The sequence below is a fragment of the Rhodopseudomonas parapalustris genome (assembly GCF_053772255.1).
Genome location: NZ_JAMKBZ010000049.1, coordinates 1 through 15,470, shown reverse-complemented (window position 1 = coordinate 15,470; position 15,470 = coordinate 1). Strand labels below are relative to the sequence as shown.

The following is a 15,470-nucleotide window of genomic DNA, read 5'->3' as shown; positions in this document are numbered from 1 at the left end:
CTAGCGACGGCCGTGCAGGCTGGCCAGTTCGAGTTACTTTATCAGCCGCTATATGCTCTGCCAGGTCGCACGCTCGCCGGTTTCGAGGCGCTGATACGCTGGCACCATCCTGAACGTGGACTGGTATCGCCAGCCGAGTTCATCCCGGTTGCTGAACAATGTGGTGCGATCGTCGAAATTGGGGCATGGGTAATCGATGAGGCTTGCCGGCAGGCCGCGCTTTGGCCTGCCGATCTCTATGTTTCAATCAACGTCTCGCCGGTCCAGCTACGCTCGGTCGATGTGCTCAGACAGATTACGGAAGCTCTGGCTCGTCACGCGCTCACGCCTCGGCGCATTGAGGTCGAAGTCACCGAGACGGCGATGGTCGAGAACAGCGAGCAAATTGTGCTTGCCCTGGCCGGCCTCCGGGCACTCGGGGTCAGGATCGCGATGGACGATTTTGGAACCGGCTATTCCTCTCTGGTACATCTGCGTGAATTGGAGCTCGACCGCATCAAGATTGATCGCAGTTTCATCAGCATCTCTGATACCGATCCCAACGCAGCCGCTGTCGTGCGCGCCATCACCACGATGGCGAAGGAAATGGCGATCTCGACGACAGGTGAAGGGGTGGAGAACGAGGATCAGCTTGCCAATCTTGTCGAATACGGATGTGGAACCGCACAGGGCTATCTGCTCGGCCGGCCGGTCGATGCCTCAAAAGCTTCCATTCTAGTCGGAATGGAACCTGATCCTGAAATTAATGCCCTTCAGGCCGCTGCTGGATGAGAAGACCTGCCACAATTGCAATGTGATTTGCGGTAACTTTACAATCCGAGTCCTCGTCCTCTGCCGAAGTCGATGCCATGATGGAAGGCAAGCTCGCGGCCAAGGCTGCGGCCTGAATCGAAGCTGATGCCGAGTTCCCGCTTGCGGTTGGCAAGGATGGATTCCATCTGCGGATCGCGCTCCAGACTCATCGCCATATTGCCCATTTCCGCCCGCGCGGCTTTGTAGCCGGAGTAATCACCCGCCGCATATCTGTGCTCGCTGGCCCGGTCGAGTTTCTGCCAGCGCTCCACGAATCGGGCGGCGCGTAGATCTGGATTCTGACGCAGCTCGGTTTCCATTTGCAGGGCGCGCCGGGCCGGAGCGGCACGGTCGGGAATGCCCGAAGCGACATCGTTCGCAAATTCGGGGTTCCTCTTGTACACGGCCTCTGCATCGCGAGAGCCATGCGGGCGCAGATCATCAAAGGCGCTGCGGGCGTCGTGCAACTCCTGCACCTGATGCGGGCTCGCCTTGCTGCCCTCTGCCTGCGCCTCGAAAATCGTGGCCACGGCGCGGGCATGGCGGACGAAGGCTCGTCCTCGCGCGCGGCGCAACGTCATCTCCGGGTCTGTCGTCACCTTCCTGTCCTGCGTTGCCCGTTCCGGCTGCTGTACGGCACGTTGGGCAGGCTCGGTCTCTACACGCAGACCGTCGAACATTCCGCCGATCCTGTCGCGCACCTTCTCCGGCACGATCTTCCTGACGATCTCGGCAACACGTTCGCGGAATGTGATGCCACGCCGCTCGGCGTAAGCCTGCGCCGGGTCGTAATCCGTTGCCATGTCCTTCGCCCGGTCCCGCGACAGGGTGCGGACCAGCCGGTTCTGATCGGCGAAGTCGTCGCGGCCATAATGCAGGTCCGTGCCGTCGCGGTGACGGGACAAGGCGACATAGCTGCCGCGAGCATCCATGCCCGGTGTCGCCAGGACATGGGTGCGGTCTACCGTCATGCCCTGCGCCTTGTGGATCGTCGCCGCATAGCCGTGGTCGATCTTGTCATAGTCCTTCAGGTCGAAGGCGACATTGCGCCCGTCATCGGTGTGCACGGTTAAGCTCTGTGCGCTGACTTCCTGAACTGTGCCGAGCGTGCCGTTCTTCACGCCAAGGCCGCGCTCGTTTTGCAGGAACATGACGCGATCTCCAGCGGCAAAGCTGCGCTCGCCGCGCTCGACCGTCACGCGCACGTCCTCGCCCAGATCGCCCGCTTCCCGCATCCGGTCGCGCGCGGCCCCGTTCAGTTCGCCCACCTCGGCATTGGTGTGGGTGAGAATGATGCGGCTTCTGTCCGGTAACGCCTGCCGGTCGCGATTCCAACGGTCGATCAGATCGCCGCGCGCCTGTTCGCGTGTGTCGGCGACATGCACCATGTCGTGACGGTCATAAGCGCTGATCGCATCGCCGGTCCTGCCGGTCGCCAGATCGCGCGTGGCGTCGCGCTGCCAGTCCTCGCGCTGACGGCGCACCTCGCCGATTTCCGCGCCGCCGTGGCGCTCGTGGATCGAACGGAAGGCCGCGCCCGCCTCGATGGATTGCAACTGCTGCGGATCGCCAACCAGCACCACCTTTGCGCCCGTTTCGGCGGCATGGGACAGCACGCGCTCCATCTGCCGCGTGCCGACCATGCCCGCCTCGTCGATCACCAGCACATCGCGGGACGTCAGCATGTCGCGGCCCTGTCCCCAGCCATGTTCCATGCTGGCGATGGTGCGGGACACAATGCCCGATCCGCCTTCCAGATTCTCGGCGGCGATGCCGGACAGGGCAACGCCGCGAACCTCAAAGCCCGCCGCTTCCCAGGCCTCGCGGGCAACGCCGAGCATGGCGCTCTTTCCCGTCCCGGCATAGCCGACGACGATGCCGAGATCACGCCCGTCCGTGACATGCGCCAGCGCGTCGGCCTGCTCGTGGGACAGCACAAGGCCGCGCTGTTCCGCGCGCGCAAGGGCGTCGAGTCTGTACCGATCATTGACCTCATGGCGCTCGCGTTCCGCCATCATCTCGGCCGCACGATGCAGGCGCTGTTCGGCCTCGATCATGTCGCGCGTGCTGAATCGATCCTCGCCGCGCCCGTCCTGACCGAGTTCGACCAGATCGGGCGCATTGCGCATCGCGCCCATCACCTCGTTGAACTGGTCCATGCCGTCGCTGTGCCGGTGCGCGAACTTCGCCATGTCGCGGCGCGTAAAGGTCGATTGCTGCTGCGTGATCGCGTCCAGCGCCATCGAAGGATCGGCGATGATCCGCGCACCGTTGTTACGCGCGATCCCGCGGTGCATCTCGGCACGGTCGGCGGCTTCGATCCCTTCGCCCTCAATCCGCATCGCGGGCGCGCCGATCTGGCTTTGCGGCTCAAGCCCAATGCCCTGCGACTCAAGGCTGCGATGGTCGATGCGGGCGTCGATGTCGAGTTCGGCCAGCCGTTCGTTGACGTGCTCGGCCCAGCGTTCACGCCAGCGCTCGACCATCTGGGTAGCGTTCCAGTCGCGCACCTTCTGGCCAAACCCATTGTCATCCACGCTGCGCATGGTGAGCATGACATGGGCATGAGGCTTGGGCATCCCGTCCTCGCCCATGTCCCAATGCACGTTCAGATCGGCGATCATGCCCTGATCGACAAACTCGGCCTGCGCGAAGTCGCGGGCCAACTCGATGCCCTGCGCCTGCGTCATCTCACGCGGAATGGCGAATTCGACCTCGCGGGCAAGCTGGGCGTCCTTGCGGACCTCGACGGCCTCAACCTCGTTCCAAAGCCGTTCGCGGTCGCCAAGATGCTCCGGCGCTCCTTCCGGCAGCATGATCTCGGAATGGATGACCCCGCGTTTGGCGGAAAAGTCGTGCCTGCGGTCGATGCGCTCGTCGCGCAGCCGCGAGGCCGAGCGGTAGGCGGCCGACGCCACCGCGCTCGATCCGGCCTTGCGGCCGATGACCTTGACGTGAAGATGATAGATCGCCATCGCGATCAAGCATTGCCACGGCCAAGCGCACGTCGGAACGACGTATAAGCGCGCCCTCGAAATGAATTTCTCGGGACGGACCGCGCCGTCTCAGACTGTCCCGGTGACATTACTGCATTCCGCGCCTCGTGAAACTATCCTCTCCGCATCGACATCTTGCGACCGGAAAGGAACGGCCAATGCGCAAACCGAAAGACTACGATGCCGAACTGAAGGCGCTGGAAGACAAGGCCAGGGAACTGAAGAACCGGAAGGTGCAGCAACTCGGCGAACTCGTCATCGCCACCGGGGCAGACAACCTCACCGTTAACGAACTGGCGGGCGCGCTGATCGTGCTAGCGGAAACCGCGGATGCCGGGAAGAAGGAGGCTTGGGCGAAGCGCGGCGCGGCGTTCTTTCAAGGGCGGTCGCGGCGATCTGCATCAACACCTGGCCGCAACGCTGGCGGCGATCAAGCGCAACCGGGCGGCGCGCAACCGGCATCAGGCGGCACGGGCACGCAATGACATGCGAACGTGGCAGGTCGAGCGCCGAAAAAGGACGCGGCACCTGATTGAACTCGGCGGCCTCGTCGTCAAAGCCGGTCTCGTGGACCTGACCGGCGATGATCGGACCACGATCTACGGCGCGATGATCTGGATGGCAGATAAGCTCAAAAGCGAGCAAGGTGAACACGCGCGCGATATATGGACGAAACTCGGAAAGATGGCGTTCGAGACGTAGCGTCCAGCAGACGTGCATGACAGAATTCAACCGCCGCAGGATCGGGCGTGAGCGATGGCGGGCAGCGCGGAGACCTCAAACATCGCAGCGCTGCCGGCTATCGCGTGGCTTGCCGCGCTGATCTGCTTCATGCTGGCCATCCGCGTACTTCTGGATGTTTGCTACGTGACGGGCTTTGGTCGCAAACTGCGTTGCAAGTTTTGGGATGGTCTGTCGGTGTTGCGCGACAGACTTGCAAAAGCCAGAATGCCTTCGGCCTCTACATCGCTACTGAAATCGCTCGCGCGCATGGCGGGACGTTTGACGTCATCTCGATGGCGGAGAAACCCCGCTTCACTTTCAAGATGTTAGTGGAATGAAACGCCTTTTCCGACTCTTCATGCATGGTGACGCTGATGCCGTTCAGTCAGCGACGGAGGCGGCCGGAAATTTCTCCTACGCTTATTGCAAGGATCCGGCTGATCTCCGTCAGATTGCGCCCAGATTGTTGGGACCAAATGTTGAAAGCGGCCTGAACGGCAGTCCGGTCCTTCCGGGTTCTTGGGGCACCAGCGATCACGTTCTCTCGGATAAGCGCATCGACGACATCGTCGATCAGGATGAATGCCGGCTTGCCGATCGCGCGCAAGAAGCGCATTGCAGCATGGCCGCTCAGATAGCTCCCCTGTTCTTTCAAGAGATACAAAAGCCCGACATAATCCTCGTCCGGCCATTGCGCAAAGAAGTGAGCGGCAGAACCGTCCGAACTTGCGAAGTCGAGCAGCAATCGAGCGTTGGCCCGAACCGCTCGGATCTTCGGCCCATTTCTGACTATCTCGGGATCCCGGCTCAATTCATCGAGCCGATCATTATCCATGTACGCATTGATTCGCAGATCAAAGTGACTAAAACTTTTTTCAAACCCGAGCCATTTGGCGTCGACTACTCGGGCTGAGAACCCAGCATAAAAAATCCACCGGCTCATCTCGGCGAGAATACGATCGTCGGGGATCGCGGCGACGGTCGAAAGAAGAGATGCCGGCGTGGCGGCCAAGGCATCCTCAAGCGCCGACAATCCGCCTTTGCATTTGGCGGCCACCGCGATGATGTCACCGAATTGGCGGATCAATAAATCCTCATCAGCGTTACAGTTGGAGCGGCAGTGCTTGTCACTGCTGTCAGTTCCGATACACCTGACGCTGGACATTTTCCACGTCACGCTGAAGGAATGAAATACAACCAGGATGATCCGATGACCATTGGCAAGGCGACCCAATGATAGATGATCTCGATTTGGCCGAGTTACGGCGAGTTCCGCGAATTTCCTATTACTTTCGCTATCCGCTGCATCGGGATGACTTTCACGAACTGAAAGTCCGCGAGAAACTTCGGGGTCATTATACCGCGAAGCCGCTTTACGGGCGCGTCACGCCAAGCGGCCATGTGGATCGTTCCGCCGGTTATAATGGAGAGGTCGCGGCGCTCTACGTTCCCATGGAAGCTCGCAGCGTCGATGAGACCAGCTTGCTTGTTGCGCACATCGATCCAGCAGATGTCGCTCTGCCATCTGGGCAGCGGAACTGGTTGGCCATCCGCGCAGCGGCGGAACAAGAGATTTTCGAGACCATCGCAGATTAGGGCGAACCGGAACGAACGTTGGAACCTAACGTTTGTACCGCGAAAGGGAGCGTTTGAAATGTCAAAGAAGTTCAAGGTCGGCGATCACGTGCGCTGGAATTCCGAGGCTGGCCACGTAACGGGAAAGATCGTCAAGGTTCATATGCGCGATTTCGACTATAAAGGACATACCCATCACGCTTCCGAGGACGATCCTCAATACGAAATCAAGAGCGATAAGACCGATCATATCGCGGCTCATAAGGGCAGTGCGCTCGATCATGCCTGAAGGACGGTCAGCGACGCTGCCTTTCTTCACAATCGGTCACTCCAACCGGAGCCTTGAAGATTTTGTCGAGTTGCTGAAGCAGCCGCAGGTGCAAAGGGTCGTGGATGTCAGGAAGATGCCCATGTCCAGGGCTAATCCGCAATTCAACAAGGACACGCTTCCCGGCGCGCTTGCCGCATTTCAGATCTCATACGAGCACATCGCGACGCTCGGCGGCTTTCGCGGCAAGGCCCCCGACTTGCGTCCCGATGTCAATGGTTTTTGGGAGAACAAGAGCTTCCGAAACTATGCGGATTACGCTCTGTCGGAGACGTTCCACGATGGCCTACGACATCTGATTGAGGAAGGACATAAGCGGCGGTGTGCGATCATGTGTTCAGAGGCGGTCTGGTGGCGCTGTCATCGCCGCCTCATCGCTGACAATCTGATAGCGCGCGGGGAAACCGTGTTTCACATCATGGGGCATGATCGGGTCGAGGCTGCTCGCCTCACATCCGGCGCGGTCGTTCGTCCCGACAAGATGGTCGTCTATCCCGATGCGATCGGAACCAATTTGTGAAACATGGCCGCCCGGAAACCCGGACGATTGCGATGAGGTCGATAGCGACCGGATGGCGTCGTCGTGGATTCTAGGAAGCGCGCGACGGCATACCGTCCATGCCGCAAGCATGACTCGAATGCGCCCTGCTGTGAGAGCAGTTCCGCGCGGCGTCGGCGGTGCTGATTTCGATGTGTCCTCGGATATCGGCCGTCCGATTGCGCACTTCGCGCGAAAATTCTCCGACGAGAATCTGCTGCTGGACGCCGAGACGGTGCTGAAGAAGCTTACTCCGATCGAGACCGAGGTGCCGAGCGATGCCGGCCGCTGGTACGGGCGGCGCATGCTGCCCTACCGCACGCGAGACAACCATATCGCCGTCGTCGTCGTCACCTTCAGCGATGTCACCGAGCGAAAACGTGCCGCCGACGCGGTCAATGAAGCACGCATCTATTCCGAGGCCGTGGTGGAGACCGTCCGGCAACCGCTCCTTGTCCTCGACGGCGCTCTGCGCGTTCAGTCTGCCAATGTCGCCTTCTATGATCAGTTCCAGGTCAAGCGGCACGAAACAGAGGGACGGCTCGTCTATGAGCTGGGTAATAGCCAATGAAACATTCCCGGCCTTCGAACGCTGCTGGACGAAATGCTTGCCAAGGACCATGCAATCACGGACTTCGAGGTCGAACATGATTTTCTCGACATTGGCCACCGTTGTATGCTGCTCAATGCCAGCAAGATCGCCCGCGAAGATGGGCGTGACGATCTGATCTTGCTTGCCATCGAGGACATCACCCGGCGCCGCGCGGACGAGAGTACGATCCGGCAAAGCGAGCAGCGCCTGAAAGACCTGATCGAAGCGTTGCCCGGCGCGATCTATACGACAGACGCAGAGGGGTTGATCACCTCCTACAATCTGGCCGCCATCGAACTATGGGGCCGTGAGCCGGAACTGGGTTCGGATGATTGGTGCGGTTCGTGGCGCATGTACAGGCCGGACGGAACGCCGCAGCTGCACGACGAATGTCCGATGGCGGTCGCCCTGAAAGAGGGGCGGCAGATCAAGGGCGTGGAGGCGGTGGCAGAACGGCCGGACGGTGTGCGCGTGCCGTTCCTCGCCTATCCAACACCGTTGCGTGACGCGTCCGGCGAGGTGACGGGTGCAGTGAACATGCTGGTCGATATCACCGAGGGCAAACGCGCCGAGGAGCTTGCGGGACGACTTGCCGCAATTGTCGAGTCGTCGGACGACGCGATCGCCAGCAAGGACCTCGACGGCATCATCAGGACTTGGAATCGAGGCGCCGAAAAGCTGTTCGGTTACGCTGCCGACGAGATAATCGGCAAGTCCATAAAAGCCATAATTCCGCCCAATCAGTATCCTAAGCAGGACGACATTCTCGCCCGGATTCGTCGGGGAGAACATATCGAAATTTCGGCCAAAAAGTGAACCCGAAGCTTCCAGCAAGGCAGCGTCCGCGAGTTCCAGAGACTCTGTCCAAGGAACACGCCACAATAAGCTGGAGCGGGATAAACGGTTACCAGCGGGGATATTGTCTCGGAGGGTATGTGGCGGGCATCAGGCTGCTTTCCTTGCTAGCGCCGCCCTGTGAGTGTGAGTGGCGCTTGGCCGCTTGTCATGCAGCCCGCGACGGCGCGTCAGCTACTGTGGTGGAGCGCGCCCATGCAGCATCGGGCGGTGGTGCTAGCCATGCGACGAATGCGACATCGTTCTTGGTGCCCTTCTTCACCTTGTAGAGGGCGGCGTCCGTGGCGGCCAGCAGTTCCGCAGTCCCTTCGGGGCCGAACGCGGTCGCAGTGCCAACGCCGATCGAGACCCCGATCCGTATAGTGTGACCGGAAATGTCGAAGGGCTCCGAAATCCCCGCAATCAATCGTCGGGCATAGCCCGCGAGACTTTCCTGGTCATGCCGGTCGGTCACCACGATCGCGAATTCGTCTCCGCCAAGGCGCGCGATATAATCTGTGCTGCGAGATTGCTTGCGCAATCGATCCGCGACTTCCCGTAAAACCGCATCGCCCGCCGGATGGCCGAGATCGTCGTTGACCGCCTTGAATCCATCCAGGTCCAGCAGGAGCAGCGAGACATTGCTCCGGTTCCGTTGAAGCGCGTGGAACGCGCGCTCGATTTCCTCTTCGAAGCCCATGCGATTGGCGAGTCGAGTCAAAGGATCGCGGCGGACGAGCTTGGCGAGTTGATTCTCGGCGACAAGTCGGCCGAGGATCGTGCGGGCGCTGTGCCGGCAGGCTTCCGCGTAGGTGTAGAGGTAAAGCACGGTGAAAAATGCGAACACCACCGACAACGGGTGTTTCCAGACGATCGCGCAAGCTACCAACGTGATCAGGATGATCATACCCGAGGCGATGGGTATCCAGGGGCGGCATGTCACGCGAGCGGTCGACTGCCCGCCGCAAATTCCGATCGCAACTCCTGACGACAGAAGTTGCACGCCGCTGTCACCAAAGAGGAAAGCAGTGAGCATGACGGCTGCGAGCACCAGCGCCATGACGATTGAGGAGGCGCCGTAGAGTCGTTCCCAGACGACCGCCTTAGCCGGCGATGCCGGGACATCGCCGTTTTTCCGCCCATAGGCGACGAGAATGCTGAGCCGAACAATTGCGACGATGACCGCAGCCGCGATGATCGCCATTGTCCACGCGGACTGGATCTGCCACCAGATAATAGTCGAGAGCAGCACTGTGCCCATTGTCGACGACGCCACCTGAGGCATCGCCGAATAGAGCATATGCACCAGTTGTGAGCGAATCTCCGGGTCTACCTGCATCGCTACCCCATCCCCATCCAGCGATATCGGTGTACCGCATCCAGGTCACCACGCGCTTAATCGTTGATTCCCATTTTTAACGATCCGTGCTTTCGGGCTGCCGGTTTGAGCAGCAATCGCAGGATCGGGGCGAGTAGGCTTGCTCGCGTGCTGCGGCGCAGATGCGATCAGTGTTTCCATCGTTCGTTGGGGGCTCGGTAACGCTCGCAAAAGACGCGACATTCTTTCAGTCTCTTCAATGAGCAAAACGTCGGAACGCCTGACCTCGTGCTCCGTGCGGTATTATTTTGCTCCGATGTGCTCGACGAACCGCGATGGGAAGCGCCGTCACATCGCGTTCGATGAGGCGGCAAGTAGTTTACGATATTTTCAGCGCGCTGCTTTAATATGCACGCGATAGCTATATGGGGCGTTGTAGTGATACGTCGGTTGTCGTCTGCCAAGAATGGCAGCAATATCGCGGTGCGCCGTGCGCAGATCGCCGCTTTTTCTAAGCAGATCCCACTTCTCTATTTTGGTCTGATGGCCAACTGCGCCACGTTGGCCTTTACCCATTACCAATACGCACCGGCTTTTCTCACGATCTTTATTCCGGGCGGTTTGCTGGCGCTTTGCATAGTCCGCACCATAACCTGGACCCGAACGCGCAACGCCGTCTTGTCCGACGAGGCCGTTGTCCGGCAGTTGCACGCGATATTCCGGCTTGGCCTGATCCTCGGCGTCGCGGTTCTCGCCTGGGCGCTGTCGCTCTATCGTTACGGCAATCCCCAAACGCACGCTCACGTTGTCCTGGCCGTCGGCGTTACCGTGTTCACCTGCATATTCTGTCTGATGCATCTGCGCGCCGCAGCGCTGCTGCTCACCGCAGTCCTGGTGATTCCGTTCACGGGCTTCCTTCTGTTGACGCGGGAGCCAATCAACGTCGCCATCGCCATCAACATTCTGCTTGTTGCGGCGGCCATGGTCTTTATCCTGTTGATCGTTTCGCGAGACTTCGAAAAGATGGTCAACAGCCAGATCGAAACGCAGCGTCTCAGCGATGAAAATTCGCAGCTCGCCGCGCTCGACAGCCTGACCAGCCTGCCAAACCGCCGCGAGTTCTTCCGGCAACTCGAACATCGGCTGCGTCAGACTGCGGCGCGAGGAGAGCCCCTTGCGGTCGGCGTCATCGATCTCGATGGCTTTAAGCCGATCAATGATCTTTACGGTCACACCGTCGGTGATCGGGTGCTCAGGACGGTCAGTGAACGGCTTCAGGATACGGCAAGCGAGAATATGTTCGTGGCGCGGCTCGGCGGCGACGAATTCGGGGTCATCCTTTCGGGGGCGACCGACGAGGCCGCAGTCCTTGCCGCCGGTGAACGGATTTGCGCCACACTGAGAATTCCGCACGCGATGCCGGGCATCGTGGCAAATGTATCAGGATCAGTCGGCTTCGCACTCAGCCCGGAAGCCGGCAAAACTGCGGAAGTGCTCTATGAGCGCGCCGACTACGCGCTCTATCATGCCAAGCAGAACAGGCGCGGCCAGCCTGTGATGTTCTCGACCGAGCATGAAACCGAGATGCGCAGCCACAGCCTCGTCGAACAATGCCTTCGCAATGCCGATCTCGACGCTGAACTGTCGCTCGACTTCCAGCCCCTCTTCGATGTGGAGCAGAACAGGGTCATTGCCTTCGAAGCCCTCGCGCGTTGGCAAAGTCCCGAACTGGGGCGGGTGTCTCCGGGGGTCTTCATTGCGATCGCCGAGCGGACCGATTTTATCAATGTGCTGACTCGCACCTTGCTACGGAAGGCCTTGCACGCCGCCTGCAAATGGCCGGAAGGTATTCAGGTCTCCTTCAACCTGTCGACACGCGACCTCATCTCGACGGAATCCATCCTGCACATCATCAACATCGTCAATAGTAGCGGATTCGATCCACGGCGCATCGACTTCGAGGTTACAGAGACGGCGCTGATGGCCGATTTCGATCAGGTCCAGCAATCCATCGCCGCGCTCAAGACGCTCGGCGCCCGCATTTCGCTCGACGATTTCGGGACCGGCTATTCCAGCCTCAGCTACGTCCATCGACTGCCGTTGGACAAGATCAAAATCGATCGCAGTTTCGTCACCGGTATCGAGACGGAAAAACCCAGCCGCGACATTGTCAAGGCGGTAGTCGGCTTGTGCCGGGACCTCAAGATCAACTGCGTCGTCGAGGGTATGGAAACCGAAAGCCAGGCTGATGTTCTGCGCGGGCTCGGCTGCAAGGCCATGCAGGGCTACTTCTTCGGAAAGCCGATGCCAGCGAGCGCGGTTCTGGATTTTTTGGCCAAACAATCCGTGAATTCGATCGCCAAAGCCAGATCGGACACCGACCACTGCGTGGTAGCATAGAGTTAGATGTGACAGGGCTACTTAATCGCATCACCGAGGTGAATTCTCCCAACATGAGAATGGTTAAGCATTAGTCAAACAATTTGTGAGAATACTTGGTCGAAGTGAAATTTTTCACTCATCGTTTATTGCCACATAGGATTCTTGCGCATGCGCTTTCTTCAGGCTAGAGCGGGATGAGTTCAGGCTGAGTCGGTTTTGGATTCCCAAATCAGGGTTGTTCTGATTCAACATGCTGGCTGAAGGAGGTCAGCATGGATGGGACGAGCCTATTCGACTGATTTGCGCACGCGGGTGGTTGCGGCGGTGATCGATGGTGGCCTGTCGTGCCATCAGGCAGCGGCGCAATTTGGGGTTGGCATCAGCACGGCCATTTTGTGGGTGCAACGGTTCCGCCGGACCGGCAGCGTCGAGCCGGACAAGATCGGCGGCTACAAGCCGCGCAAGATCGCAGGCGCACATGAGGAATGGCTTGTGCGGCGCTGCCGGGAAGCGGACTTCACTTTGCGCGGCCTGGTCGCCGAACTCGGCGAGCGGGGCCTGAAGGTGGACTATCGGTCGGTGTGGGAGTTCGTCCACCGCGAGAAGCTCAGTCACAAAAAAAGACGCTGATTGCCGCAGAGCAAAACCGGCCCGACGTCGCCCGCCGACGCGCGCAATGGTGCAAATATCGCGACCGGTTCGATCCCGCCCGGCTGGTCTTCATTGACGAGACTTGGACCAAAACCAACATGGCGCCGCTCCGGGGATGGGCACCGCGCGGGCAGCGGCTCAAGGCCAGCGTGCCGCATGGTCACTGGCAGACATTGACCTTCCTGGCTGCCCTGCGGTGCGACGGCGTCACCGCGCCATGGCTGCTCGATGGGCCGATCAACGGCGACAGCTTCCGCATCTATGTCGAGAGCGTCCTCGTTCCAACGCTTCGGCCTGGTGACATCGTCATCATGGACAATCTCGGCTCACACAAGGGACACGCCGTACGCCACGCCATCCGCGCCGCCGGTGCACGCTTGTTGTTCCTGCCGAAATACTCGCCCGACCTGAATCCGATCGAGCAGTTCTTCTCAAAACTCAAGCACTGGCTCCGCAAGGCCGCAAAACGATCCGTTGACACCGTCTCCAGCGCGATCGGCGAGATCCTCAAGATCACCTCGCCAACCGAATGCTCAAATTACTTCGCGAATGCAGGATACAATCAAACGTAAAATCATCACGCTCTAGTGACGCCACAGCTGTTATCGAAGCTCTCAACAAATCCCAAGCCGTTATCGAGTTCAAATTGGACGGTACCATCCTGACCGCCAATCAGAATTTCCTGGGAGCGATGGGTTATTCGCTGGACGAGATCAGAGGTCAGCATCACAGCTTGTTTGTCGATCCGGCTTACAAGAACAGCGACGATTACCGCGAGTTGTGGACGAAGCTTGGTCGTGGTGAGTTTCATGCAGGTCAATTCAAGCGTCTCGCCAAGGGTGGGCGCGAGGTCTGGATCGAAGCAAGCTATAATCCGGTCCTTGGCAAGGGCGGCAAGCCCTACAAGGTCATCAAGTTTGCGACCGACATATCGAAGAAGATGGCGGAATATGCCGATCTGCGTGGCAAGGTCGAGGCGATTGATCGCTCGCAGGCCGTTATCGAATTCGAACTTGACGGCACTATCATTACCGCTAACGAAAATTTTCTGACCGTCATGGGTTATCGCTTGGATGAGATCAAAGGCAAGCATCACGGCATGTTTGCCGATGCGGCATTTAGAGGCAGCTCCGAATACCGCGAATTCTGGGCGCGGCTTAATCGCGGCGAGTTCCAGGCCGGCCAGTTCAAGCGCATTGGCAATGGGGGGAAGGAAGTCTGGATTGAAGCCAGTTACAATCCTATCCTGGATCAGAATGGCCGTCCCTGTAAGGTCGTGAAGTTTGCGACCGACCTTACAAGCCGCAAGGAACAGAATGCAGCGCTCGCACGCGACTTCGAAACGGGTGTGAAGTCTCTGGTCGACATCGTTGCCTCCTCCGCCAGCGACATGGAGAACAGCGCCCAAACGCTAGCCGCCGCCGCCACGCAGACGACACAGCAATCGTCCACTGTTGCCGCCGCTACAGAAGAACTAAGCTGTTCGGTTAACGAGATATCTCGCCAGATTGCTGAAGTTGGCAAGGTTGTCGAGACTGCTGTAAGCGAGGCCAATAAATCGGAGAAAATGGTTGCGGAACTGGTTACCGCGGCCGAGAAGATCGGTAGCGTAACCCAGATGATCACCGATATCGCAGGCCAGACGAATCTGCTTGCTCTGAACGCCACGATTGAGGCTGCGCGCGCTGGTGAGGCCGGCAAGGGGTTCGCGGTGGTTGCTTCCGAAGTCAAGTCGCTCGCGAGCCAGACTTCGAAGGCGACGGAGGAGATCGCTGGGCAGATTCGTGGAATTCAGGGTGCCAGCCAAACCGCCGCCAATACAATTGGCGAGATTAGCCAGATCATCAGCACGATCAGCGAAATCAATACCTCGATTGCTGGCGCTGTAGAACAGCAGTCCGCCGCGACACGCGAGGTGTCCTCGAACATCAATGGCGTTAGCCAGGCGGCCGGCGAATCCAGCCAGTCGTCGGCCAATGTGCTTGGTGTCGCCCAGTCGCTGACGAAGCAGGCGGGAGACTTGGGAGCGCGCGTTGATCAGTTCCTGTCAAGCGTGAGAGCGATGTAGAGTAGCGATCAAGAATCCACGAACATATCGCGACACGTCGCCACAAAGTTGCGGCCGTAAACGAGAGGATGGGATCGCTGCGGCCAGCACTCTTGTGATGAAAGGAGGTATTCGTGACAGCTACAGTTAAGCTACATCCGAACTTAAGCAAAGGCTTGCTCGCGCAGCAGCAGCGGGAGCACGAAAAGATCAGAAAATTGATTGCGACAATGCTGGAAAGTATTCGGGTCGTTACTGAGGCAACGTCCAAGCTGCATCGTCTGGCGGGAAACTCAGAGATGTTTGCCGAGATCGCCAGAATCAACAGTATGATTGCGCGATGCCAGAACGATCTGTCGAGTCGGCTGCCCGCACTGAGGGATTTCGTCGAAATCGAGCAGTCTCTCATTGCCCTCAATCGCGATTATACGCCTGAGGCCGGTACCGATCTTGCGACGCTTGCTACGAATTACACCTCGGCGGTGCCGTTCAGGCTCAACCGTACCGACAAGGTGTTTTCAGACATGCTGGCGGCCACGTTGAAATAATCGACAGTGTGTGAGAGCCGTCTCCCTGAAGATGCAAGACATCCTGACGCGGAGCTTCGAAAAGACCGTTTTCTGGACGTCATGACAAGGAGGTGGATATCAAATCTCCACGGTCAGGATGTGTCGGTCTCGGTCAGAACATGCCC

General features: G+C 59.3%; 15 protein-coding genes and 1 pseudogene. 13 read left to right on the top strand and 3 right to left on the bottom strand.

Annotation, left to right across the window (positions count from 1 at the left end; genetic code table 11):
* Window positions 1-771: putative bifunctional diguanylate cyclase/phosphodiesterase (locus M9H71_RS24370; protein ID WP_455407442.1), on the top strand; the 771-nt coding region annotated here is incomplete at its 5' end.
* Between the two features lie 38 nt (window positions 772-809).
* Here the strand turns inward: M9H71_RS24370 and traA are convergent.
* Window positions 810-3,767, bottom strand: a complete 2,958-nt coding sequence (traA, locus tag M9H71_RS24365; RefSeq protein WP_455407441.1) for a Ti-type conjugative transfer relaxase TraA — start codon at window positions 3,765-3,767, stop codon at window positions 810-812.
* 179 nt (window positions 3,768-3,946) lie between these two features.
* Between traA and M9H71_RS24360 the strand changes: the two genes are divergently transcribed.
* The 3 genes from M9H71_RS24360 to M9H71_RS24350 are packed head-to-tail and all read left to right on the top strand — an operon-like array spanning window position 3,947 to window position 4,849.
* Window positions 3,947-4,273 (top strand): conjugal transfer protein TraD, encoded by a 327-nt coding sequence (locus M9H71_RS24360; RefSeq protein WP_455407440.1) that lies wholly within the window; start codon window positions 3,947-3,949, stop codon window positions 4,271-4,273.
* 1 nt (window position 4,274) lies between these two features.
* The gene (locus M9H71_RS24355; RefSeq protein ID WP_455407439.1) at window positions 4,275-4,490 is read left to right on the top strand and encodes a conjugal transfer protein TraD; all 216 of its coding nucleotides are present in this window, start codon (window positions 4,275-4,277) and stop codon (window positions 4,488-4,490) included.
* A gap of 47 nt (window positions 4,491-4,537) precedes the next feature.
* Entirely contained in the window at window positions 4,538-4,849 is a 312-nt protein-coding gene (locus tag M9H71_RS24350; protein WP_455407443.1) for a hypothetical protein, read from the top strand.
* A gap of 47 nt (window positions 4,850-4,896) precedes the next feature.
* Here M9H71_RS24350 and M9H71_RS24345 read toward each other — a convergent pair whose 3' ends face one another.
* On the bottom strand, window positions 4,897-5,676 hold the full coding sequence (locus M9H71_RS24345) for a DNA-3-methyladenine glycosylase I (RefSeq protein ID WP_455407438.1): 780 nt from the start codon (window positions 5,674-5,676) through the stop codon (window positions 4,897-4,899).
* Between the two features lie 68 nt (window positions 5,677-5,744).
* On the opposite strand from M9H71_RS24345, the gene M9H71_RS24340 reads away from it, so the two are divergent.
* The 5 genes and pseudogenes from M9H71_RS24340 to M9H71_RS24320 form a co-directional block, all read left to right on the top strand.
* The gene (locus tag M9H71_RS24340) at window positions 5,745-6,107 is read left to right on the top strand and encodes a hypothetical protein (RefSeq protein WP_455407437.1); all 363 of its coding nucleotides are present in this window, start codon (window positions 5,745-5,747) and stop codon (window positions 6,105-6,107) included.
* A 58-nt stretch (window positions 6,108-6,165) separates the two neighbouring features.
* Entirely contained in the window at window positions 6,166-6,375 is a 210-nt protein-coding gene (locus M9H71_RS24335; RefSeq protein ID WP_455407436.1) for a DUF2945 domain-containing protein, read from the top strand.
* Window positions 6,368-6,934 (top strand): DUF488 domain-containing protein, encoded by a 567-nt coding sequence (locus tag M9H71_RS24330; RefSeq protein WP_455407435.1) that lies wholly within the window; start codon window positions 6,368-6,370, stop codon window positions 6,932-6,934. Before M9H71_RS24335 ends, M9H71_RS24330 begins: the two co-directional genes overlap by 8 nt.
* Before the next feature lie 118 nt (window positions 6,935-7,052).
* On the top strand, window positions 7,053-7,523 hold the full coding sequence (locus M9H71_RS24325) for a PAS domain-containing protein (protein ID WP_455407434.1): 471 nt from the start codon (window positions 7,053-7,055) through the stop codon (window positions 7,521-7,523).
* A gap of 210 nt (window positions 7,524-7,733) precedes the next feature.
* A pseudogene (locus M9H71_RS24320) lies at window positions 7,734-8,342 on the top strand (PAS domain S-box protein); the annotation flags it as partial.
* Between the two features lie 205 nt (window positions 8,343-8,547).
* On the opposite strand, the gene M9H71_RS24315 reads toward M9H71_RS24320, so the two are convergent.
* Complete coding sequence (locus M9H71_RS24315; RefSeq protein ID WP_455407433.1) at window positions 8,548-9,717, bottom strand: diguanylate cyclase domain-containing protein; 1,170 nt, start codon at window positions 9,715-9,717, stop codon at window positions 8,548-8,550.
* Between the two features lie 429 nt (window positions 9,718-10,146).
* On the opposite strand from M9H71_RS24315, the gene M9H71_RS24310 reads away from it, so the two are divergent.
* From M9H71_RS24310 to M9H71_RS24295, 4 genes are all read left to right on the top strand, one after another.
* Window positions 10,147-12,096, top strand: coding sequence for a putative bifunctional diguanylate cyclase/phosphodiesterase (locus M9H71_RS24310; RefSeq protein WP_455407432.1), 1,950 nt, complete (start codon window positions 10,147-10,149; stop codon window positions 12,094-12,096).
* 258 nt (window positions 12,097-12,354) lie between these two features.
* A protein-coding gene (locus M9H71_RS24305) for an IS630 family transposase (RefSeq protein WP_455407431.1) occupies window positions 12,355-13,301 on the top strand; the annotation gives its coding sequence in 2 pieces (ribosomal slippage) (window positions 12,355-12,693 and window positions 12,696-13,301; 945 coding nt in all).
* A complete protein-coding gene (locus M9H71_RS24300; RefSeq protein ID WP_455407430.1) occupies window positions 13,259-14,797 on the top strand; it encodes a methyl-accepting chemotaxis protein in 1,539 nt (512 codons plus the stop codon). The genes M9H71_RS24305 and M9H71_RS24300 overlap by 43 nt, the downstream gene beginning before the upstream one ends.
* A 113-nt stretch (window positions 14,798-14,910) precedes the next feature.
* A complete protein-coding gene (locus M9H71_RS24295; RefSeq protein WP_455407429.1) occupies window positions 14,911-15,324 on the top strand; it encodes a hypothetical protein in 414 nt (137 codons plus the stop codon).
* Window positions 15,325-15,470 lie beyond the last annotated feature (146 nt).